Source organism: Paraburkholderia denitrificans, assembly GCF_042655705.1.
Taxonomy (GTDB): domain Bacteria; phylum Pseudomonadota; class Gammaproteobacteria; order Burkholderiales; family Burkholderiaceae; genus Paraburkholderia; species Paraburkholderia denitrificans.
In genome coordinates this window covers 59,261-80,354 of record NZ_JBHSMP010000038.1, presented here as the reverse complement: position 1 = coordinate 80,354, position 21,094 = coordinate 59,261, and the positions used below count along the sequence as shown (strand labels likewise).

At 63.4% G+C, this 21,094-nt stretch carries 20 protein-coding genes and 1 pseudogene; 7 read left to right on the top strand and 14 right to left on the bottom strand.

Annotated elements, in window-relative coordinates; genetic code table 11:
• Positions 1-59: 59 nt before the first annotated feature.
• The 11 genes from pcaD to ACFPTO_RS22890 all read right to left on the bottom strand — a co-directional run bounded on the left by pcaD (position 60) and on the right by ACFPTO_RS22890 (position 9,897).
• Positions 60-848, bottom strand: coding sequence for a 3-oxoadipate enol-lactonase (gene pcaD / locus ACFPTO_RS22940; RefSeq protein WP_377715039.1), 789 nt, complete (start codon positions 846-848; stop codon positions 60-62).
• A 62-nt stretch (positions 849-910) separates the two neighbouring features.
• Positions 911-2,113 (bottom strand): 3-oxoadipyl-CoA thiolase, encoded by a 1,203-nt coding sequence (gene pcaF / locus ACFPTO_RS22935; RefSeq protein ID WP_377715037.1) that lies wholly within the window; start codon positions 2,111-2,113, stop codon positions 911-913.
• A 23-nt stretch (positions 2,114-2,136) separates the two neighbouring features.
• On the bottom strand, positions 2,137-2,796 hold the full coding sequence (locus tag ACFPTO_RS22930) for a 3-oxoacid CoA-transferase subunit B (RefSeq protein WP_377715035.1): 660 nt from the start codon (positions 2,794-2,796) through the stop codon (positions 2,137-2,139).
• Between the two features lie 27 nt (positions 2,797-2,823).
• The gene (locus ACFPTO_RS22925) at positions 2,824-3,522 is read right to left on the bottom strand and encodes a 3-oxoacid CoA-transferase subunit A (RefSeq protein ID WP_377715033.1); all 699 of its coding nucleotides are present in this window, start codon (positions 3,520-3,522) and stop codon (positions 2,824-2,826) included.
• Positions 3,523-3,599: 77 nt separating this feature from the next.
• A complete protein-coding gene (gene benD / locus ACFPTO_RS22920; RefSeq protein ID WP_377715031.1) occupies positions 3,600-4,376 on the bottom strand; it encodes a benzoate diol dehydrogenase BenD in 777 nt (258 codons plus the stop codon).
• Complete coding sequence (gene benC / locus ACFPTO_RS22915) at positions 4,377-5,393, bottom strand: benzoate 1,2-dioxygenase electron transfer component BenC (protein WP_377715029.1); 1,017 nt, start codon at positions 5,391-5,393, stop codon at positions 4,377-4,379.
• A gap of 29 nt (positions 5,394-5,422) precedes the next feature.
• A complete protein-coding gene (gene benB / locus ACFPTO_RS22910) occupies positions 5,423-5,911 on the bottom strand; it encodes a benzoate 1,2-dioxygenase small subunit (RefSeq protein ID WP_377715027.1) in 489 nt (162 codons plus the stop codon).
• Entirely contained in the window at positions 5,908-7,269 is a 1,362-nt protein-coding gene (locus ACFPTO_RS22905; RefSeq protein ID WP_377715025.1) for an SRPBCC family protein, read from the bottom strand. The genes benB and ACFPTO_RS22905 overlap by 4 nt, the downstream gene beginning before the upstream one ends.
• A gap of 160 nt (positions 7,270-7,429) precedes the next feature.
• On the bottom strand, positions 7,430-8,365 hold the full coding sequence (catA, locus tag ACFPTO_RS22900; RefSeq protein ID WP_377715023.1) for a catechol 1,2-dioxygenase: 936 nt from the start codon (positions 8,363-8,365) through the stop codon (positions 7,430-7,432).
• 76 nt (positions 8,366-8,441) lie between these two features.
• The gene (gene catC / locus ACFPTO_RS22895) at positions 8,442-8,732 is read right to left on the bottom strand and encodes a muconolactone Delta-isomerase (protein WP_377715021.1); all 291 of its coding nucleotides are present in this window, start codon (positions 8,730-8,732) and stop codon (positions 8,442-8,444) included.
• Positions 8,733-8,760: 28 nt separating this feature from the next.
• Positions 8,761-9,897 carry a muconate/chloromuconate family cycloisomerase gene (locus tag ACFPTO_RS22890; protein ID WP_377715019.1) on the bottom strand — a complete coding sequence of 379 codons (1,137 nt, stop codon included), beginning with the start codon at positions 9,895-9,897 and terminating at the stop codon, positions 8,761-8,763.
• 191 nt (positions 9,898-10,088) lie between these two features.
• On the opposite strand from ACFPTO_RS22890, the gene ACFPTO_RS22885 reads away from it, so the two are divergent.
• Entirely contained in the window at positions 10,089-11,048 is a 960-nt protein-coding gene (locus ACFPTO_RS22885; protein ID WP_377715017.1) for a LysR substrate-binding domain-containing protein, read from the top strand.
• Between the two features lie 111 nt (positions 11,049-11,159).
• Here the strand turns inward: ACFPTO_RS22885 and ACFPTO_RS22880 are convergent.
• Both ACFPTO_RS22880 and ribA read right to left on the bottom strand, forming a co-directional pair.
• Positions 11,160-11,306: pseudogene (locus tag ACFPTO_RS22880) on the bottom strand (IS6 family transposase); the annotation flags it as partial.
• 215 nt (positions 11,307-11,521) lie between these two features.
• On the bottom strand, positions 11,522-12,169 hold the full coding sequence (ribA, locus tag ACFPTO_RS22875) for a GTP cyclohydrolase II (RefSeq protein ID WP_377715015.1): 648 nt from the start codon (positions 12,167-12,169) through the stop codon (positions 11,522-11,524).
• Between the two features lie 236 nt (positions 12,170-12,405).
• Here ribA and ACFPTO_RS22870 point away from each other — a divergent pair, with 236 nt between their 5' ends.
• Together ACFPTO_RS22870 and ACFPTO_RS22865 are read left to right on the top strand one after the other, a co-directional pair.
• Complete coding sequence (locus ACFPTO_RS22870) at positions 12,406-12,849, top strand: CBS domain-containing protein (protein WP_377715013.1); 444 nt, start codon at positions 12,406-12,408, stop codon at positions 12,847-12,849.
• A gap of 705 nt (positions 12,850-13,554) precedes the next feature.
• Positions 13,555-13,950 carry a hypothetical protein gene (locus tag ACFPTO_RS22865; protein ID WP_377715011.1) on the top strand — a complete coding sequence of 132 codons (396 nt, stop codon included), beginning with the start codon at positions 13,555-13,557 and terminating at the stop codon, positions 13,948-13,950.
• Between the two features lie 84 nt (positions 13,951-14,034).
• Here the strand turns inward: ACFPTO_RS22865 and prpR are convergent, their stop codons facing one another.
• Complete coding sequence (gene prpR / locus ACFPTO_RS22860; RefSeq protein WP_377715009.1) at positions 14,035-16,029, bottom strand: propionate catabolism operon regulatory protein PrpR; 1,995 nt, start codon at positions 16,027-16,029, stop codon at positions 14,035-14,037.
• Here prpR and ACFPTO_RS22855 point away from each other — a divergent pair.
• The 4 genes from ACFPTO_RS22855 (at position 16,028) to acnD (ending at position 21,046) form a co-directional block, all read left to right on the top strand.
• A complete protein-coding gene (locus tag ACFPTO_RS22855; protein WP_377715007.1) occupies positions 16,028-16,180 on the top strand; it encodes a hypothetical protein in 153 nt (50 codons plus the stop codon). The two genes, prpR and ACFPTO_RS22855, sit on opposite strands and share 2 nt — an antisense overlap.
• 65 nt (positions 16,181-16,245) lie before the next feature.
• Entirely contained in the window at positions 16,246-17,136 is an 891-nt protein-coding gene (prpB, locus tag ACFPTO_RS22850) for a methylisocitrate lyase (RefSeq protein WP_293036534.1), read from the top strand.
• Between the two features lie 30 nt (positions 17,137-17,166).
• On the top strand, positions 17,167-18,333 hold the full coding sequence (prpC, locus tag ACFPTO_RS22845) for a bifunctional 2-methylcitrate synthase/citrate synthase (protein ID WP_377715004.1): 1,167 nt from the start codon (positions 17,167-17,169) through the stop codon (positions 18,331-18,333).
• Positions 18,334-18,448: 115 nt separating this feature from the next.
• Positions 18,449-21,046 carry a Fe/S-dependent 2-methylisocitrate dehydratase AcnD gene (gene acnD, locus ACFPTO_RS22840; RefSeq protein ID WP_377715002.1) on the top strand — a complete coding sequence of 866 codons (2,598 nt, stop codon included), beginning with the start codon at positions 18,449-18,451 and terminating at the stop codon, positions 21,044-21,046.
• Positions 21,047-21,094: the final 48 nt, after the last annotated feature.

The window sequence follows — 21,094 nt, the reverse complement described above, 5'->3', positions numbered from 1 at the left end:
GGCCACCTCTTCATCAAAATCGGATTACATTTTGTTATCCTACCTAATGTTAATTTTCCTCAGCTACCAAGCAGGAAGTCGAGCACGGTCCGGGTATATTGCCCGGCGACTTCGATATTCGAAAGATGCGAAGCGTCAGCAAACTCGATAAATTTTGCGCCCGCAATCGATGCTGCCAGGTCAGCGCCGAGCATCGGCGGCGTCGACATATCGTGTTTGCCCGCGATCACCAACACCGGGGCCTTGATCGTGCGCGCTTCCTCGCGCAGATCAGCCGTGTTGATCGCTTCGCAGTTAGCGGCATAGCCCTCGCGGTCGGTATGCACGAGCGTATCGCGCAACGCGGCGTGGGCAAACGGTGCGTTTGCAACGGTCTGCGGTGTGAGCCAGCGCGCCAGCACGGCATCGGCCATAGCAGCAAGCCCTTCCTCACGCGCCTTCGCAGCGCGCGGCAGCCAGATCTCGGGCGTGCCGATCTTCGCTGCCGTGTTCGACAGGACGATGCGCTCGAAGCGGTCGGCGTGACGCGCGCCGAGACTGACGCCCGTCAAGCCGCCCATCGAAAGACCAAGGAAGTTCGCACGCGCGATGCCGAGATGATCCATCAGGCCGATCACGTCGCCCGTCAGTTGTTCGATCGTGTACGGACCCTGCGGCGCGTCCGAGCGGCCATGGCCGCGCGTGTCGTAACGCAGCACGCGAAAATGTTCCGCGAAGGCCTGGACCTGCGGCGCCCACATGCCGACGTCGCTTCCGAGCGAGTTCGAGAGCACGAGCCAGGGCGCATCGGGCTTCACGCCGTCGACGCGGTAATGCAACTTGATGCTGTTGATGCTTGCGTATGCCATGAAGTGACTCCCTGCTTACTTTCTCCGGTTCCCCGACCTACGTTCCGCCGCAGACCTGAATGTCAGACGCGTTCGAGCGCAAGCGCCATGCCCTGCCCGACGCCGATGCACATCGTGGCCAGCGCGAAGCGGCCGCCCGTGCGATGCAACTGGTACGTCGCGGTCAGTGCGAGGCGCGCGCCGCTCATGCCGAGCGGATGTCCGAGCGCAATCGCGCCGCCATTCGGATTCACGCGCGGATCGTCGTCGGGCACGCCGAGCATGCGCAGCACGGCCAGACCCTGCGATGCAAAAGCCTCATTCAGTTCGATCACGTCGAACTGGCCGATGGTCATGCCGAGACGCGCCAGCAGTTTCTGCGTGGCCGGCGCCGGGCCGATGCCCATCACGCGCGGCGGCACGCCGGCCGTCGCGGTGCCGAGCACGCGTGCGCGCGGCGTCAGCCCGAAGCGGCGCACGGCTTCCTCGCTCGCGACGATCAGCGCGGCCGCACCGTCATTCACGCCCGAGGCATTGCCGGCCGTCACCGAACCGTCCGGACGCACCACGCCCCTGAGCCTGGCGAGCGCATCCAGCGAGGTCTCGCGCGGATGCTCATCACGTTCGACGATGCGCGGGTCCCCCTTCTTCTGCGGGATCGCAACCGGAACGATTTCCTGCGCAAGTGTGCCGTCGGCCTGCGCGCGCGCAGCCTTCTGCTGGCTACGCAGCGCGAACGCGTCCTGATCGGTGCGGCTCACCTTGTAGTCGTCCGCGACGTTCTCGGCTGTCTCCGGCATCGAATCGACGCCGTGCAACTGCTTCATCAGCGGATTGACGAAACGCCAGCCGATCGTCGTGTCCTGCAGTTCGGCCTGGCGCGAGAATGCGCTGCTTGCCTTGCCCATCACGAACGGCGCGCGGCTCATGCTTTCCACACCGCCCGCGATCATGAACTGCGTCTCGCCCGACTTGATGGCGCGCGCGACCGTGCCGAGCGCATCGAGGCCCGAGCCGCAGAGGCGGTTGATCGTCGAACCGCCGACCGAATTGGGCAGGCCGGCGAGCAGCGCGGCCATGCGCGCGACATTGCGGTTGTCTTCGCCGGCCTGGTTCGCACAGCCGTAGATCACGTCGTCGAGCGAGGCCCAGTCGACGTTCGGGTTGCGTGCGATCAGCGCCTTGAGCGGCACCGCGCCGAGATCGTCAGCTCGCACCGACGAGAGTTCGCCGCCGTAGCGGCCGATCGGAGTGCGTACCGCGTCGCAGATAAAGGCTTCAGCCATGTCGGTCTCTCGAATGATTCGGTTCAGGCCTGGCGCGCCGCGCCGGTATGGTCGATCAGTCGGACACCGACCAGTTTCCCAAGCTCGGCAAACGCGATATCGCTGCAGATTTCGCGTACGGCCACGCCCTGCGGGGTGATGTCGAATACGGCCACGTCCGTGTAAACGCGGTTTACGCAGCCGATGCCGGTGACCGGGTAAGTGCAGGCCTCGACGAGCTTGCTCTCGCCCTGCCTGGTCAGCAGCTCCATCATCACGAACACCTGTTTCGCGCCGATCGCCAGATCCATCGCGCCGCCCACGGCCGGGATCGCATCGGGCGCGCCCGTGTGCCAGTTGGCGAGGTCGCCCTGTGCCGACACCTGGAACGCGCCAAGCACGCAGAAGTCGAGATGGCCGCCGCGCATCATCGCGAACGAATCGGCATGGTGGAAAAACGCGCCGCCGGTCAGCAGTGTCACGTGCTGCTTGCCGGCGTTGATCAGCTCGTCGTCTTCTTCGCCCCTGGCGGGCGCCGGGCCCATGCCGAGCACGCCGTTCTCGCTGTGGAGGAAGATGTCCTTGGAGGCGTCGAGATGGTTCGCCACGAGCGTCGGCACGCCAATGCCGAGGTTCACATAGGCGCCCTCGGGAATGTCCCGCGCGACGCGCCGGGCCATCTGGTCACGAGTCAGTTTCTGCATTGAAATCTCCTGTCTTGCGCCGGTGCCTCAGGCAGCCTGACCCAGTTCGTTCGCGTGCACGGCCTGCGGCGCTTCCACCACGCGCTGCACGAAGATGCCCGGCGTCACGATGACCTCGGGATCGATCTCGCCGAGCGACACGACCTGCGAGACCTGCGCAATCGCGACCTTCGCGGCGCTGGCCATGATCGGGCCGAAGTTGCGCGCCGTCTTGCGGTAGACCAGGTTGCCCCAGCGGTCGCCCTGCAGCGCCTTGATCAGCGCGAAGTCGGCATGCAGCGGCGTCTCGAACACGTAGCCGCGGCCGTCGATCATGCGCGTTTCCTTGCCTTCGGCGAGCAGCGTGCCGAAACCCGTCGGCGTGAAGAAGCCGCCGATGCCGGCGCCCGCGGCACGGATACGCTCGGCGAGATTGCCCTGCGGCACCAGTTCGAGCTCGATCTGGCCCGTGCGATAAAGCTCGTCGAACACCCACGAATCCGACTGGCGCGGGAACGAGCAGATGATCTTGCGCACGCGCTTCGCCTTCAGCAACGCGGCAAGGCCCGTGTCGCCATTGCCGGCGTTGTTGTTGATGATGGTCAGTTCGCGCGCGCCCTGTTCGATCAGGGCGTCGATCAGTTCGGCCGGCATGCCCGCCGTGCCGAAGCCGCCGATCATGACCGTCGAGCCGTCGCGCACATCGGCCACGGCAGCCGGAAGGCTGTCGAAAATCTTGTTGATCACTTGCATCTCCTGGGGGGAAACGGCGCGCGCAATACCGCTTGCGTCATAGCCGGCTCTTGCGTGATATCTGCCCGGCTTCAGCCGTTGTCGCCACCGGCCACCGGCAACACCGTGCCGGTGATGTAACTGGCCTCGTCCGAGGCCAGGAACAGGATTGGCGCGATTTGCTCATCGAGCGTGCCATAGCGCTTGAAGAAGGTCGATTCGGTCACCTGCTTCACGGCCTCGGCCATCCAGGCCTGCTCCTGCTCGCTGTCGCCCGCTGCATTGCGCGGCACCCGGCGCGGCGGCGCGCTCGTGCCGCCCGGCGCCGCGGCGACCACGCGGATATTGTGTTCGGCGTATTCCATCGCCAGCGAGGCGGTCAGCGCGTTGACGCCGCCCTTGGCCGCCGAATACGGCACGCGGCGGATGCCGCGCGTCGCGTTCGAGGACACATTGACGATCGTGCCGCCGCCGTTCTTCACCAGGTGCGGCAGCACCGCGTGGCAGGTATAGAGCGTCGGCATCAGCGAGCGGCGGATTTCCGCGTCGATCTGCGCCGGCTCGAACTCTGCGAACGGACGCATGCGGATCGCGCCGCCCACGCCGTTGATCAGGATGTCGATACGGCCGAACTTCTCGACCGCGCAGGCCATCGTCGCGGCCGCACCCTCGTAGGTTTCGAGATCGGCGACAAAGCCGGCCGTGTCCGCACCGGCGGCTTGCGCGGCAACCTCGCCCACGAAATCGGCGAGATCCACGAACAGCACCTTGCCGCCCTCGGCCGCAGCGCGCAGCGCGACGCCGCGGCCAATACCTTGCGCGGCGCCCGTCACCACCAGCACCTTGCCTGCAAATCGTTGCGCGTTCATTTACCTGGCCACCGCGTTCGGAGTGAACTTCTCAGAGTGGAAGCTGTTGGGCTTCACGCCGTTGTCGTCGAAGTACTTGCGCACCGCATCGACCATCGGCGGCGGGCCGCACAGATAGACATCGACGTCGCCGTCATTGAGCGCGTTCGCCGGCATATGCTGCGTGACCCAGCCCTTGCGCTCGTGCGTCGAGCTTTCCTCAGCCACCACCGTCGCGTAGCTGAAGTTCGGCAGCCTGGCCTTGTATGCCTCGATCGCCTCGACCAGCACCAGGTCCAGATCGCGCGTCACGCCGTAGATCAGATGGACTTGCTGCTGCGATTTCGCCTGCGCCAGCACTTCGAGCATCGACAGGAACGGGGCAAGCCCCGTGCCGCCTGCGAGGAACAGCAGGGAACGCTGCACTTCGCGCAGGTAGAAGCTGCCGAGCGGACCGGTCAGCTCAAGCTTTTCGCCCGGCTTCGCGGCCTCGATCCAGGTGCCCATCGCGCCACCCGGAATCTTCTTGATCAGGAAGCTGATCGCCTTCGCACCGGGTGCCGACGAAAAGGAATACGAACGGTGCTGCCCGCTGCCCGGCACGTCGATATTGACGTACTGGCCAGGCAGGAACACCGGCGCCTCGCCGTCCACATCCATCTCCAGCACCACGGCTGCGTCGTTGTGCTGCACGACCCTGGTAACGGTCGTGGCGAACGTGCTGTGGCCCGTCTTGCACGATACCGACGACGCCGGGACGGCGATTACGCAATCGCTTTCCGGCACCATCTGGCAGGTCAGTACCAGACCGCTTTCCTTCTCGTCCCCGGTCAGCGCGTCGTCGATATAGTCCTCGCCGAGGTCGTAGCTGCCGCTTTCGGCGCGGCACTTGCAGGTGCCGCACACGCCGTCGGAGCAATCCATCGGCAAGTTGATCCTGGCGCGGAAGGCGGCATCGAGCACCTTCTCGCCCTGCTTGCATTCAATAAAGCGCGTCACGCCGTCTTCGAAATTGAGCGCAATCTTGTAGCTGGACATGAAATCTTCTCCTCTCCGCCCCGTCACGCTCAGATGTGGTAAATGTCCAGCACCTGGCGGATATAGTCGTTCTTCAGCACGATCTTCTTGTACGAGAACACCAGCGCGTCGCCCTGCTCGCGTAGCGTCGCATACACCGTGCCGAAGAACTGATCGGTATGCTTGTAGCGGTGGCTCAGCGTGTGGAAGTTGTAGCGCACGTCGATCTCGCCGGCACGTTCGGCCAGCACCTCGACGTTGGTTACGTTGTGGCTGGTGCGCGGCTCCGGCATCGAGGCGCCGCTGCGCTCGGTCTTGATGCGGAACACGCGGTCTTCCAGGCCACCACGGTCCGGGTAGTACATCAGCGAGATCTGAGTCTGATGGTCTTCGGTGAGCTGATCGTCGTCGCCCCAGGCAGGCAACCAGAAGGTCACGTCCCCGGCATAGCAGTTCAGCCATTCGTCGAACTCGCGGTCGTCGATCAGACGCGCCTCGCGATACAGCGCGGCGCAGATTTTCTGGTAATCGGAACTCATGCCGCCGCCTCCGTTTCCTGTTCCTTCTTCAGTGCATCGCGCATCACGCGCACCCAGTATTCGTGCTGCACCACGAACAGACCCTCGTCCTCGCTGCGCTCGCCAGAGATCTTCGGGTTGAGACCCATCTTCTGCGCATTCGCGTCGGCGCCGTGGACCCACAGCGGCGCACCGCGCGACAGATCGTTGTACAGATCGCCGGCCCCGTTGTAGGTCGCCTGGCACGCGCGGAACTCCTCAAGGTCGTCGGCGGTGCCCATGCCCGAAACGTTGAAGAAGTCCTCGTACTGGCGGATACGCGTGGTACGGTCTTGCGCGCTCTCGCCCTTCGGCGCGAAGCAGTAGATCGTGACTTCGGTCTTGTCGACGCCGATCGGGCGCACTACGCGGATCTGCGTGCTGAACTGGTCCATCAGGAACACATTCGGATACACACACAGATTGCGGGTCTGGCCGACGATAAAATCGGCGCGCTCCTGACCGACGCGCGCCGCGATTTCCTCGCGATGCTGGTAGACCGGGCGAACTTCCGGGTTCATGGTCTGGGTCCACAGCAGGATGTGGCCATTATCGAAACCGTACACGCCGGCCACCGACTTGCTCCAGCCGTTCGCATCGACCGCCTTGGTGCCCTCTTCCTTGCGGCGGCCCATGGTGGCCGCGTAGTTCCAGTGCACGGTGCTGACGTGATAGCCGTCACAGCCATTCTCCATCTGCATCTTCCAGTTGCCGTCGTAGATGTACGACGAGCTGCCGCGCAGCACTTCGAGACCGTTCGGCGCCTGATCGACGATCTGGTCGATGATGACCTTCGACTCGCCGAGGTAGTCTTCGAGCGGCAGCACGTCCTCATTGAGGCTGCCGAACAGGAAGCCTCGGTAGCTCTGGAAACGTGCTACTTTCTTGAGGTCGTGCGATCCATGGCTATTGAACTGCACAGGATATTCAGTGGCCTTCTCATCCTTGACCTTCAACAACTTGCCCGTATTCGAGAAGGTCCAGCCATGAAACGGGCAGGTGAAACTGCCTTTGTTGCCATGCTTGCGGCGGCACAGCATCGCGCCCTTGTGTGCGCAGGCATTGATGACTGCATTCAGCTCACCGCTCTTGTCGCGCGTGATCACGATCGGCTGCCGGCCGATCCACGTCGTGTAGTAATCGTTGTGGTCCGGAATCTGACTTTCGTGCGCCAGATACACCCAGTTGCCCTCGAAGATATGCTTCATCTCGAGTTCATACAGTTCGGCGTTGGCGAAGATGTCACGACGGCAGCGATAGACGCCGTTCTGCTTGTCTTCCTGTACGGCGGTGGCCAGCAGCTGGTCCAGTTCCCTGGCTTTGTGGATGATGGCGGACATGTTCCTCTACTCCCCATGCACGTTTCCGCGCCAGCGGAAATCCGATGCAACGGTGTCAGATGATTTCTCGCCGCGAATCGTGCGGCGAACACCAGGCGGTGCGCAAAGCGCCGCCCGCGTGACGCATACGGCCTGAGCCGCGCCTTGCAGCAACGTCGGATCAGGCTGCGGCCGCGGCACGCAGACGATGGACGACCTGGTTGTCCTTGCCCTGCACCAGCGGCGTCAGCACGAAGTTGAATTCGATGTCCTTGTACGCATCGGCCTTCAGACCCAACGCAGCGCCGCCGGTCTTTTCCGTTACCGGCGGGATCAGTTCCTCGCGGGTGGCGTAGGCGAAGTCGTCCCAGATCAGCGGATCGCCTTCGATGTTGAACTGCGTGGTCAGCTTGCGCTGGTTGTCGGCGCTGACGAAGAAGTGCACGTGCGCCGGACGGTTGCCGTGACGCGCGATCCCGTTCAGCAGTTGCTGCGTCGCGCCTTGCGGCGGGCAGCCGTAGCCGACCGGCATCAGGGTGTGGAATTCATACTTGCCGTTCGCGTCCGTCCTGACCGCACCGCGCAGATTGAAGTCGCTCTGTGCGCCAGTCGGGTCGAAGTGCGAGTAGAAGCCCTTCGAATTGGCGTGCCAGCATTCGACCAACGCGCCCGCGACCGGCCTGCCCGCGGCATCGGTGACGGTACCGTGGATCACAAGCGGACCCGCGTCAGCATCGGGATTGACATCGATCTTCGCAACGCCGTCGCGCACCGGCACGCCGGCGACGTAGAGCGGACCTTCGATGGTGCGCGGCGTGCCGCCTTCGAGACCGGCTGCCTTATCGGCTGCGTCCATACGAATGTCGAGATATTTTTCCAGGCCGATACCGGCTGCGAGCAGCGCCGCTTCGCCATCCTGACCGAGCTTGTTCAGGTAATTGACACCGGCCCAGACTTCGTCAGGCGTGATGTCGAGGTCGTCGATGGCCTTGAACAGATCGCTCAACAGGCGATGCAGCACCTGCTTGAAACGCAAATTACCCTCTTTGCCCTCGAGGTTGGCGGCAGCCTTCAGCAGATCCCGGACTTCTTTCGTTTCGAGAACTTTGACACTCATGTTTTCTGTCTCCTATGGATCGGGTCGTCGAATGAATCCGGCCCAGTAATTTCTCTACTCAGGAAATGACTTTGTTTCAGGCATCGCCATCGCGGACGGACGACGGATGCCGGCACAGCGGCGTTACCGAAATCTTCATATACGGGAACAACGGCAGGCCGGTCAGGATGTCGTGCAGTTCGGCATTGCTCTCGACGTCGAAGATGCTGAAGTTCGCGTACTCGCCAGCAAGGCGCCAGATATGGCGCCACTTGCCGCTGCGCTGCAGTTCCTGCGAATAGGCCTTCTCGCGCGCCTTGATTTCGGCGGCGGTGTCGGCCGGCAGGCCGGCCGGGATGCTTACATCCATGCGTACGTGAAAAAGCATCTTCGATGTCCTTTAAATATCCGTCGTATTACTGTGTGATCTTCAGTAGTCCGTCGCGTGTGAAGCGCTTGATCTTCGCCTCGTCAAGCTCGATTCCCAGGCCCGGACCGTTCGGCACGGTCAGTTCGAAATCGCTATAGTCGAGTGGCATCGTCAGAATTTCTTCGGTAATGAGCAAGGGTCCGAACAGTTCGGTACCCCACCGCAGACGCGCGAAGCTGGAAAACAGATGCGCCGAGGCAATCGTGCTGAACGCGCCTTCCAGCATGGTTCCGCCGTAGAGTTCGATGCCGGCCGCATCGGCGATCGCGGCCACATGCTGGGCTGCGAACAGGCCGCCGCTCTGCTCTATCTTGATCGCGAACACGTCGGCGCCGTGCTGCCGGGCGATCTCGAATGCACTTTCCGGACCCTGCAAGATTTCGTCGGCCATCAGTGCGACTGGGAAGCGGCGCATGAGGCGCGCCAGCGCCGCGGCCGACGCCACCGGTTGCTCGACGAGCTCGCAGCCGGCGTCTGCCAGTGCCGGAATCGCCCAGGCTGCCTGCGTCTCGCTCCAGGCCATGTTGACGTCCACGCGAACCGTAGCGCGCTCGCCCAGCGCCCGCTTGATATCCGCCACGTGCTTTATGTCGGTGTGAAGCGCCCTGGCGCCGATCTTGAGTTTGAATACCCGATGACGACGCACTTCGAGCATCGCTTCGGCTTCCTCAATGTCTCGCGCGGTATCGCCCGAGGCTAGTGTCCAGACCACCGGCAGGCGTTCCCGGCGGCGTCCGCCGAGCAGTTCGCTGACCGGCACGCCGAGGCGCTTGCCGTGTGCGTCGAGCAGGGCGGTCTCGAGCGCGCTCTTCGAAAAATGATTGAGCTTGACCAACTTGCCCAGATACGCCATCAGCGCCTGGATGCGCGTGGCGTCCTGGCCGATCATCGCCGGGGCAAAGTAGGCGTCGATCGCAAGCTTCATGGCCTCGGGGCTTTCCGGGCCATAGGCCATGCCCGCGATAGTGGTGCCTTCGCCGATGCCGGTCACGCCGTCGCTGCAATACACCTTCACCAACATCAGAGTCTGTCCGTGCATGGTCGCAACGGAAAGCTTGTGCGGGCGGATCGTCGGCAAATCGACGAGGCTCGTTTCGATACGTTCGATGGTCGGTGCAGTCATCACCAAATCAGCTCAAAAAGAAGTTCGTTGAGCGGATTTATACTTGCCGCACCGTGCCTGCGTCCAAGACCATTTTCATCTCCATCAATACCTTTTAGGTATTGATGTCCATAAAACGGTGTAAATTAGCCCGTATAGTGACTCCACATACTTATGAGGTATAGGGAATACCCTATGCCGCCCCACCTTTCATGGACCTTCGCCAACTCCGCTACTTCGTCGCCGTAGCCCGGGAACGCAATTTCACGCGCGCCGCAGAGCAGCTCCACATTGCGCAACCGCCATTGAGCCGGCAGATCCAACTGCTCGAGCAAGAACTCGGGGTAGCGCTGTTGCTGCGCAACAGCCGTCCGGTGCAGCTCACCGATGCGGGCCGCCTGTTTTACGAGCAGGCCATACAGATCCTCGGACGGGTCGAACAGATGCAAGCGGCCACCAAACGTGTTGGCCTGCATCAGCGCAGCGTGCTGTCGATCGGCTTCGTCGCGTCAACCCTGTATGGCGGATTACCTACGTTGATGCGCATGCTGCGCGAGCGCGCGCCCGAACTCGACATTCAGGTGTTGGAGCTGATGTCGATGCAACAGATCGAGGCGCTTAAGGAAGGCCGCATCGATATTGGCTTTGGCCGCGTCCATCATAGCGACCCGAACGTGGCGGGAATTCTCCTGCGTGAAGAGCGCCTGGCTGTCGCCCTGCCAATGGGGTCGCCCATGGCGCAATCGTCGGCGCCATTGCCGATCCAGCAACTTCACCGGCAGAAACTGATTGTTTATCCGAAGGATTCGCATCCGGGCTTTGCCGATCAGGTGCTGAATATCCTGCACGCTCACGAGGTCCAACCCAGCGAAGTGCTCGAGGTGAGGGAAATCCAGACGGCATTGGGCCTGGTCGCTGCGGAATTTGGTGTGTGCGTGATTCCCTCGTCGGCGCGACAAAGCCGCAATGACGTTTGTTACCGAACCATAGACAGCGATCGCGCGGTTTCCCCTGTGATCCTCAATCATCGCGTCAATGACAATTCGAAATACATCATGCTAGTCGAGCAGTTAATCACGGAGATGTACGTTAAACAGCAATCATGGCTCGATACACATAATCTACCGACCTTTGCGAAGCGCGATGGTGTGAAGCCTGAGGATGTCAAATAACCAGCGATATGCCGACAGACGTTCCCGCGCTCAGCCATGGTAAGGGTTTTGTCGCGTTAAGGAGCTGGAATCAGAGTTTCCCAGATTTAACAGTAGTTCTAATTTAACGAGTCAGTAAAACTGCGCGGCGGGTGTCTGGTTCCTGGCCACAGTCTTCATCTGCCCTTTGACGATCATGTGCATCAGCTCAATTCCGCCCAGCAGCATGCGCGCACGTCGATAGTTCTTGAATCCCATCATCGGGCGAGTCCGGTGTTCTCTCGGCGTAGGTTTTCTTGAGAGAAGGATAGTTGGCGTAGGTTTTTTGTTCAACGCCAAAAAACCTACGCCAACACGGCAAGTTCAGGCACGCGGAGACAAGCGTCGACGCAGCAATCCAAGGGCAACGAAATCGAAAATTTTTCTTTTAATTCACGCCATTACAGCACCTATCGAATCACCCCGGACCTCTCCGGACACTGCTGAATTTCCCCCTACTCATTCTCTTCGAAGTAATGCCCAAACTTGACCTGCTTGGTTCGAATGTAGCGTTCGTTCTCTTCGCGCGTCGAAATAGGCAGTGCAACGCGCTCGATGACCGGGATGCCGTGTTTCGCGAGCGTGTCGAACTTCTTCGGATTGTTGCTCATGAGCCGCACTGACGAAACCTTCAGCATACGCAGGATCGCCGCAGCGGAATCGTATTCGCGCGCATCTTCAGGCAGGCCGAGGTCGAGATTGGCTTCGACCGTATCGCGGCCCTGCTCCTGCAGCGCATAGGCGCGGATCTTGTTCGACAGGCCGATGCCGCGTCCTTCGTGGCCGCGCAGGTAGAGCAGCACGCCGCGTCCCTCGGCCGCGATGTTGCGCAACGCGAGATCGAGCTGCTCGCCGCAGTCGCAGCGATATGAACCGAGCACGTCGCCGGTCAGGCATTCGGAGTGCAGGCGCGTCAGCACCGGCTCGCCGCTGTCCACGTCGCCCATCACGAGCGCCAGATGCTCCGCACCGCCGTCCTTCACCCGATAGACATAGGACGTGAACGTGCCGTAACGGGTCGGCAGCGAGGCGGTCGCGTCAAGCACGACGCATTCGTTGGCGTTGTTGCCGTCCGCGCAGGACGACTCTGGAAACGTAGGCATGTTCTGGAACAGATGACTGACAAAGGCCGGCGCACGCGCCGGATTGAAGTTCGGAACCGGAGTTTACCGCCATTTGGCTTCCCTCGCCGGGCGCGCAACCTGTGCGCGTTCGGGCACACCCCAACTTCCCGCCACACATCGCACGCGTATACTGGAATCGCTTTCCGATGGCACGCAGGGCGTCCGCCCAGTGTGCTCCGCCGCGCAATGGTTGAAGGACGAATGGGAGTCGCCCTATGACGAGCGTTGCACAGGTACTCAAATCAAAGCCGGAACAGGTGGTCTACACGATTGCCGCCTCAGATTCCGTTTATAACGCAATCCGCCTGATGGCAGAAAAGCAGATCGGTGCGCTAGTGGTGACCGACGGCAGCGCGATCGTCGGCATCGTCACCGAGCGCGACTACGCACGCAAGATCGTGCTGATGGACCGATCTTCGAAAACAACTGCCGTGCAAGACATCATGAGTCCGCACGTGCGCTTCGTCGAACCCACCCAGACCTCTTACGACTGCATGGCGCTCATGACCGAGCGACGCATGCGGCACCTGCCCGTGCTGGACGGCGGGAAGCTGGTCGGGATGGTGTCGATCGGCGACCTCGTGAAAGACATCATCGCCGAGCAGCAATTCACGATCGAGCAGTTGGAGCACTACATCACCGGCCGCCCTGTGGTCTGAGCCGCAGCCGGTTGCGCGTAAAAGAAAAAAGCCCAATCCGGCAGGGTTGGGCGAAAGCCGCCTTGCGGCGACGGAGGTTCCACGTATCAAAATCGTGCGGCGCAACGCAATGCATACACGCATGCCGGTCAGGGCAGGCTTCGCGCCGCCCTGACCGCATCAAATCAGTCTCCAGAACAGATCGAGCCAGCGTGCCTGCACGGGCTGGCTGGGCTCGCTATAGAGCTATAGAAGTTTATTCAGATGAATGACCAGGGCAAATACCTATTTGCCCAAAACATAATTGCTCCGGATACAACAATTCAACACGGGTTGCGTTCCGTCGTTGCACTCGGCCCCGATTAACGAACAAGCTTTGCGGTCCGCTCACGAACCGGCTGCCCACCTCGAAAAAGCGCAGCAATCGCTGCGTCTCCGCGAAAGTCCGATGCCCGTGATCACGCCGACCGGACGCGCGGGCTCATCGATGCGGCCAATCCAGAGGCCGCGCCCACTGCACAGATCGATACCGTCGAACGCCGCGCCGATGCCGCACGCCTGAGTCAGCCGCCATCGAGCGCGCCGTCTATCGCGTATACATGGCCCGCGTGTGCGCCCCGCACGGCCCGCACAGCCCGCGCGACTGCTCGGCCATTGCGTTACCATCTTCCGCACAGCCACACGACCTGCCGCGCACCCGCCATGCGGCGCCGAAGGAGCCACGAGATGAACGAGCAACGCGCGATCCAGTTCCTCAACGATGTCCGCAAGCCGCTCCTTACGCTGCACAAGGCGATCCTCGATCACGAGCGCGCCGACTATCAACGCGAGTTCGGGCCGGTGACGCCCGCAGCGTTCCTGCAGGTGCTGATCAACGGATCCGGCTTTCGCTGGATCTCGCCGCTCTCGGCTGTCATCACGAACCTCGACGAGTCGCTCGACGCCAAAGACGCCACCGATGAAGACCGCATCGGCGCCGCGCAGGCCGTATGCGCGCTGTTCTCGGGCGAGGAGTCGGTGGAATTCTTCACGCACTATCAGGCGCTGATGCAGGCAAGTCCCGAAGTGCTCCAGTTGCACGGGCGACTCGTTCCGCTACTGCGCAGCGTGCAGGACGCCTGAGGCAGCCAGCCTGCGTGCCTTCGTCACGGACTGAACTGGACTGAACTGGACTGAATCACGCAAGCGGCGTGCATCGCCGATATTTCACGGCGCACGCCTGCGCTTCGCCGGAGCAGTCGCAACCGCCACACCGTTGGCCTCGCGCGCCGCGTTGAGCCTGCGCCACAGCGTCGTCTTGCTGATGCCGAGCAGCGCGCACACGCGATCGCGATCGCCGCCGCAAGCTTCCAGCGCCGCACGGATCTCATCGGCTTCCACGCTCAGGCTGCGCTCGCGCAGCGTCAACGCCGTATCGCCCGCCGCGCGCAATTCGAACACTTCCGGTGCAATCGCGCGCAATACGTCGGGCGTCAGCGTGTCGTCGTCGGCATCGGCCAGTTCCACGACGATGCGCTCCACCACGTTCTGCAATTCGCGCACGTTGCCCGGCCAGTCGTGGCGCGCGAGCGCGTCGCCCACGGGCGCGAGCACCTGCGCAGCCGCTTCGCCCGTGCGGATCCGCAGCGCCACGCGCGGCTCGCGGCGCGCGGCCTGCGCCAGCAGTTCGGCCGCAAGCGGCACGACATCGCCGCCACGCTCGCGCAGCGGCGGAATCGCGAGATTGAGAATGTTGAGCCGGTAGTAGAGATCGGCGCGGAATTCGCCCGCCTCGATCTGCCCGGCCAGCGAGCGGTGCGTCGCCGCAACCACGCGCACGTCCACGCGCGTCGGCTCCGTCGCGCCGAGCCGCACGACTTCGCGCTCCTGCAGCACGCGCAACAGGCGGCTTTGCAGCGGCAACGGCATCTCGCCGATCTCGTCGAGAAAGAGCGTGCCGCGATGCGCAGCCTCGATCAGCCCCGCCTTGCCGCCGCGCCGCGCGCCCGTAAACGCGCCCTCTTCATAGCCGAACAGTTCGCTCTCGAGCAGCGTCTCGGGAAACGCGCCGCAATTGATCGCGACGAACGGAAAATCGCGCCGCGCACTCTCGCGATGGATGCCCTGCGCAACCAGTTCCTTACCCGTGCCGCTCTCGCCGCGAATCAGCACGGTGGCGTCCGATTTCGCATAGCGCTTCGCAAGCTGACGCACGCGCGCGATGCCCGGTGTTGCGCCGCTCAGGTCGTCGATCTCGTAACGCGCCACGAACTGCTGCGCGCGCTGGCGTGAACGCAGCGTGCGGTCGAGCCGCTCGACCGCGCGCGATTCCTGAAACGTGAGCACGGCGCCGGTCGTCACTCCGTTGTCGACAAGCGGTCCGCGATGCACGACGTAGCTCACGCCGCGCACGGTTTCGAGCGATTCGCCGTCGGCTTCGGGTAGCGTGAAGGCGATGTCCGGCGCAAGCGCTGCGAGCGGCTGGCCCGCCGCCAGCAGCGGATCGATGCCGAGCACGGCGGCAAGCCGCTGGTTGATCGCCTCGACGCGGCCCTGCGCATCGAGCGCGACCACGCCGTCGCGCAAGTGCTGCAGCACGCTGTCGAGCCGCTGGCGCCGCTGCGTCTCGCGCCAGGTGGCCTGCACGACTTCGAGCGCGTTGTCGAAGGCCGCGCGCACCGAGGGCCGCGAATAGACGAAGAACGGCACGAGCCCGTGCCGGGCCGCGAGATCGTTGACGAGACCGGGCCCCACGACCGCGCCCACGCCGCGATCGCGCAGGTCGAGCACGCACGTCTCCGCGTCCTGCATGGTGCGATACGACGCGAACACCACGTCGAGCCCGAACGCGTTCGCGAAGCTGCGCACTTCGACGGGCGTCTCGCCGTAGGTGACGAGCGCGACGAGATCGGCCTCGCGGCGCGCGCGGGCGAGCGACTGCATCACGTCGTAGCCGGTCGGCTGCAGGAGCACGACAGGCAGATCGATGCGCGACTTCAGATAGGTGCCGTTCGAGCCCGCGGCGACGATCACATCGGGACGCTGGTTGGGCCCAGCGGCAACGATTTCCGCTACCGCTTCCTCGAAGCCGCGCGCGACGACCCGCAGGTCGGCGAGCTCGTCGTATTCGCGTGCGATGTCGCGAAACAGGTCGCGCAGGCGGCTGATGCCCATCGCCCAGACGCGCGGGCGGAAGTCGGAAGGGGCGGGAAAGCGGTTCATGAGCGGTTCATCAGCGGTTGATGGCGAGCGGGTGCGGCGAGAGAGGAATTCATTATCTCTCGCGCATTTCAAATTTGAAATTGCAATTTCATCCAAGAAATTTCACTATCAGGCTCAGATCAGCCAATCCGGCGCAAAATCAATGCGTTAGCCGCGCCGCCGCGCGCTGGCACGGTATCTGCAATATCCGACCGAGATTTTCCAGGAGATGCCCAAATGACCAACAAATCCCCCGCCAGCGCCGGCGCCAAATTCCGTGCCGCCGTGGCAGCAGAACAACCGCTGCAGGTGGTCGGTGCGATCAACGCTTACGTCGCCAAGCTCGCCGAAGCCACGGGCTTCAAGTCCCTCTACCTCTCGGGCGGCGGCGTGGCGGCCAACTCGCTCGGCGTGCCCGATCTCGGCATCAGCACGATGGACGACGTGCTCACCGATGCGCGCCGCATCACCGACGCCGTCGACCTCCCGCTGATGGTCGACATCGACACCGGCTGGGGCGGCGCCTTCAATATCGCGCGCACGATCAAGTCGTTCATCAAGGCGGGCGTCGCCTGCGTGCACCTCGAAGACCAGGTGGGCCAGAAGCGCTGCGGCCATCGTCCGAACAAGGAAGTCGTCTCGACCGGCGAAATGGTGGACCGCGTGAAGGCCGCCGTCGACGCGCGCACCGACGACCAGTTCGTCATCATGGCGCGCACCGATGCCGCAGCCGCTGAAGGCGTCGATGCGGCGATCGAGCGCGCGGTGGCCTATGTCGAGGCCGGCGCGGACATGGTCTTCCCCGAGGCGATCAAAACGCTCGACGACTACCGCCGTTTCCGCGCGGCGGTGAAGGTGCCGATCCTCGCGAACCTGACCGAGTTCGGCTCGACGCCGTTCTTCACGACCGAAGAACTGAAGAGCGCGAACGTCGACATCGCGCTGTACTGCTGCGGCGCGTACCGTGCGATGAACGCTGCGGCGCTGAACTTCTACGAAACCGTGCGCCGCGACGGCACGCAAAAGGCCGCCGTTTCGACGATGCAATCGCGCGAGGACCTCTACAAGTACCTCGGCTATCACGCTTACGAAGACAAGCTCGACGCGCTCTTCGCAGCGAAGAAATAACCCCTTTCATCAGACATCGAGGAAGACACCATGAGCGAAGCAGACAAGAACACGCCCGCAGCGGGCGCTTTCAAGCCGAAGAAATCGGTTGCGCTGTCGGGCGTGACCGCCGGCAATACGGCGCTGTGCACCGTGGGCCGCACCGGCAATGACCTGCACTACCGCGGCTACGACATTCTCGATCTCGCCACCGCATGCGAGTTCGAAGAAGTCGCATACCTGCTCGTGCACGGCAAGCTGCCGAACGCAGCCGAACTCGTCGGCTACAAGACGAAGCTCAAGGCCCTGCGCGGCCTGCCCGCGAACGTGAAGGCCGCGCTCGAATGGGTGCCCGCTTCGGCGCATCCGATGGACGTGATGCGCACGGGCGTCTCGGTGCTCGGCACCGTGCTGCCCGAGAAGGACGATCACAACCTGCCCGGCGCACGCGATATCGCCGACCGCCTGATGGCTTCGCTCGGCTCGATGCTGCTGTACTGGTATCACTACTCGCACAACGGCCGCCGCATCGAAGTGGAAACCGACGACGATTCGATCGGCGGCCACTTCCTGCATCTGCTGCACGGCCGCGAGCCGTCGAAGTCGTGGGTCGAAGCGATGCACGTCTCGCTGAATCTCTACGCGGAGCACGAATTCAACGCTTCGACGTTCACGGGCCGCGTCATCGCGGGCACGGGCTCGGACATGTATTCGTCCATCACCGGCGCGATCGGCGCGCTGCGCGGGCCGAAGCACGGCGGCGCGAACGAAGTCGCATTCGAAATCCAGTCGCGCTATGTCAACCCTGACGAAGCGGAAGCCGACATCCGCCGCCGCGTGGAAGCGAAGGAAGTCGTGATCGGCTTCGGCCATCCGGTCTACACCATCTCGGATCCGCGCAACAAGGTGATCAAGGAAGTCGCACGCATGCTGTCGAAAGAGCAGTCGAACCTGAAGCTCTTCGATATCGCCGAGCGCCTCGAAACCGTCATGTGGGACGTCAAGAAGATGTTCCCGAACCTCGACTGGTTCAGCGCCGTGTCGTATCACATGATGGGCGTGCCCACGGCGATGTTCACGCCGCTCTTCGTGATCGCCCGCACCGCAGGCTGGAGCGCACACATCATCGAGCAGCGCGTCGACAACAAGATCATCCGCCCGAGCGCCAACTATACCGGCCCGGAAAACCTGAAGTTCGTGCCGATCGCCAAGCGCTGATCACCCCGATGGCCGGACGGCATATCGGCCGTCCGGCCAGCTGTGACCCGCCGCGAAGCTGTAATAAAGTGGCGCCGTTGCCTCCCCGATCCCTATTCCATTTGCACCCCACGCCGTGAACACTGCCTACCGCAAGCCTCTTCCGGGCACCCGGCTCGATTACTTCGACGCGCGTGAAGCCGTCGAGGCAATCCAGCCCGGCGCCTATGACACGTTGCCGTACACCTCCCGCGTGCTCGCCGAAAACCTCGTGCGCCGCTGCGATCCGGCTACGCTTACCGCCTCGCTCAAGCAGCTTGTCGAACGCAGGCGCGACCTCGACTTTCCGTGGTTCCCCGCGCGCGTGGTGTGCCACGACATCCTCGGTCAGACCGCGCTCGTCGACCTCGCGGGCCTGCGCGACGCCATCGCCGACCAGGGCGGCGATCCGGCACAAGTGAATCCGGTCGTGCCGGTGCAGCTGATCGTCGATCACTCGCTCGCCGTGGAATGCGGCGGCTTCGATCCGGATGCGTTCACGAAGAACCGCGCAATCGAAGACCGGCGCAACGAAGACCGCTTCGATTTCATCAACTGGACCAAGAAGGCGTTCAAGAACGTCGACGTGATCCCGCCCGGCAACGGCATCATGCACCAGATCAATCTGGAGAAAATGTCGCCCGTGATCGGCATCGCGAACGGCGTCGCCTACCCCGACACCTGCGTCGGCACGGACAGCCACACGCCGCACGTCGACGCGCTCGGCGTGATCGCCGTCGGCGTGGGCGGGCTCGAAGCCGAGAACGTCATGCTCGGCCGCGCATCGTGGATGCGGCTGCCCGATATCGTCGGCGTGGAGCTGACCGGCAAGCGCCAGCCCGGCATCACCGCCACCGACGTCGTACTTGCGCTCACCGAATTCCTGCGCAAGGAAAGAGTGGTCGGCGCGTATCTGGAGTTTCGTGGCGCAGGCGCCGCGAGCCTCACGCTCGGCGACCGCGCAACGATTTCGAACATGGCGCCCGAATACGGCGCAACCGCGGCGATGTTCTTCATCGACGGCCAGACGCTCGACTATCTGCGTCTCACGGGCCGCGACGAAGAGCAGGTGAAACTCGTCGAGACCTACGCGAAGACCGCGGGCCTCTGGGCCGATACGCTCGCGCACGCGCAATACGAGCGCACGCTCACGTTCGATCTGTCGAGCGTCGTGCGCAACATGGCCGGTCCGTCCAATCCGCACAAGCGCCTGCCCACGTCCGATCTGGCCGCGCGCGGCATCGCGGGCAAGTGGGAAGAAGTGCCGGGCCAGATGCCGGACGGCGCGGTCGTCATTGCCGCGATCACGAGCTGCACGAACACCAGCAATCCGCGCAACGTGATCGCCGCGGCGCTGATCGCGCGCAACGCGAACGCACGCGGGCTCACGCGCAAGCCGTGGGTGAAGTCGTCGCTCGCGCCGGGCTCAAAAGCCGTCGAACTCTATCTGGAAGACGCGAAGCTGCTGCCCGACCTCGAAAAGCTCGGCTTCGGTATTGTCGCGTTCGCGTGCACCACCTGTAACGGCATGTCGGGCGCGCTCGACCCGAAGATCCAGAAGGAAATCATCGACCGCGATCTGTACGCCACAGCCGTGCTCTCGGGCAACCGCAACTTCGACGGCCGTATCCACCCGTACGCGAAGCAGGCATTCCTCGCCTCGCCGCCGCTCGTTGTGGCCTATGCGATTGCGGGCACGATCCGCTTCGACATCGAAAAAGACGCGCTCGGCACCGACCAGGACGGCAAGCCGGTCTACCTGAAGGACATCTGGCCGACCGACGAGGAAATCGACGCGATCGTCGCGCAAAGCGTGAAGCCCGAGCAGTTCCGCAGGGTGTATGAGCCGATGTTCACGACCACCGCCGCGAGCGGCGAGACGACCGATCCGCTCTACGACTGGCGCGCGCAAAGCACGTACATCCGCCGCCCGCCGTACTGGGAAGGCGCACTCGCGGGCGAGCGCACGCTCAAGGGCCTGCGTCCGCTCGCCGTGCTCGGCGACAACATCACGACCGACCACCTCTCGCCGTCGAACGCGATTCTGCCGAACAGCGCGGCGGGCGAGTACCTGGCGAAGATGGGCTTGCCCGAAGAGGACTTCAACTCGTACGCGACGCACCGCGGCGATCACCTCACGGCACAGCGCGCAACCTTCGCGAACCCGACGCTCATCAACGAGATGGCCGTCGTGGACGGCGCGGTGAAGAAGGGTTCGCTTGCGCGCATCGAGCCGGAAGGCAAGGTCACCCGCATGTGGGAAGCCATCGAAACCTACATGGACCGCAAGCAGCCGCTCATCATCGTCGCGGGTGCGGACTACGGCCAGGGTTCGTCGCGCGACTGGGCCGCCAAGGGCGTGCGTCTCGCGGGCGTGGAAGTGATCGTCGCGGAAGGATTCGAGCGCATTCACCGCACGAACCTGCTCGGCATGGGCGTGCTGCCGCTCGAATTCAAGGCTGGCACGAACCGCACGACGCTCAGCATCGACGGCACCGAAACGTTCGACGTGATCGGCGAGCGCACGCCGCGCGCCGACCTCACGCTCGTGATTCAACGCAAGAACGGCGAGCGCATCGAAGTCCCGGTGACCTGCCGTCTCGATACGGCTGAAGAGGTCTCGATCTACGAAGCGGGCGGCGTGCTGCAGCGCTTCGCGCAGGACTTCCTCGAATCGTCGAAGAAGGCCGCGTGAGCAAGGGCTGATCCAGCAACGCAATGAACGGGCTGAACGGGCGCTACT

Bases quoted from the DNA above. Each gene is read 5' to 3' on its own strand.
- benB (WP_377715027.1), bottom strand. From the start codon at position 5,911: ATGAGTTCCGATTACCAGAAAATCTGCGCCGCGCTGTATCGCGAGGCG.
- benD (WP_377715031.1), bottom strand. From the start codon at position 4,376: ATGAACGCGCAACGATTTGCAGGCAAGGTGCTGGTGGTGACGGGCGCC.
- ribA (WP_377715015.1), bottom strand. From the start codon at position 12,169: ATGCCTACGTTTCCAGAGTCGTCCTGCGCGGACGGCAACAACGCCAAC.
- catC (WP_377715021.1), bottom strand. From the start codon at position 8,732: ATGCTTTTTCACGTACGCATGGATGTAAGCATCCCGGCCGGCCTGCCG.
- ACFPTO_RS22930 (WP_377715035.1), bottom strand. From the start codon at position 2,796: ATGCAGAAACTGACTCGTGACCAGATGGCCCGGCGCGTCGCGCGGGAC.
- ACFPTO_RS22865 (WP_377715011.1), top strand. From the start codon at position 13,555: ATGAACGAGCAACGCGCGATCCAGTTCCTCAACGATGTCCGCAAGCCG.
- prpC (WP_377715004.1), top strand. From the start codon at position 17,167: ATGAGCGAAGCAGACAAGAACACGCCCGCAGCGGGCGCTTTCAAGCCG.
- pcaD (WP_377715039.1), bottom strand. From the start codon at position 848: ATGGCATACGCAAGCATCAACAGCATCAAGTTGCATTACCGCGTCGAC.
- prpR (WP_377715009.1), bottom strand. From the start codon at position 16,029: ATGAACCGCTTTCCCGCCCCTTCCGACTTCCGCCCGCGCGTCTGGGCG.
- ACFPTO_RS22905 (WP_377715025.1), bottom strand. From the start codon at position 7,269: ATGTCCGCCATCATCCACAAAGCCAGGGAACTGGACCAGCTGCTGGCC.
- benC (WP_377715029.1), bottom strand. From the start codon at position 5,393: ATGTCCAGCTACAAGATTGCGCTCAATTTCGAAGACGGCGTGACGCGC.
- pcaF (WP_377715037.1), bottom strand. From the start codon at position 2,113: ATGGCTGAAGCCTTTATCTGCGACGCGGTACGCACTCCGATCGGCCGC.
- ACFPTO_RS22855 (WP_377715007.1), top strand. From the start codon at position 16,028: ATGAGCGGTTCATCAGCGGTTGATGGCGAGCGGGTGCGGCGAGAGAGG.
- ACFPTO_RS22890 (WP_377715019.1), bottom strand. From the start codon at position 9,897: ATGACTGCACCGACCATCGAACGTATCGAAACGAGCCTCGTCGATTTG.
- prpB (WP_293036534.1), top strand. From the start codon at position 16,246: ATGACCAACAAATCCCCCGCCAGCGCCGGCGCCAAATTCCGTGCCGCC.
- ACFPTO_RS22870 (WP_377715013.1), top strand. From the start codon at position 12,406: ATGACGAGCGTTGCACAGGTACTCAAATCAAAGCCGGAACAGGTGGTC.
- catA (WP_377715023.1), bottom strand. From the start codon at position 8,365: ATGAGTGTCAAAGTTCTCGAAACGAAAGAAGTCCGGGATCTGCTGAAG.
- ACFPTO_RS22885 (WP_377715017.1), top strand. From the start codon at position 10,089: ATGGACCTTCGCCAACTCCGCTACTTCGTCGCCGTAGCCCGGGAACGC.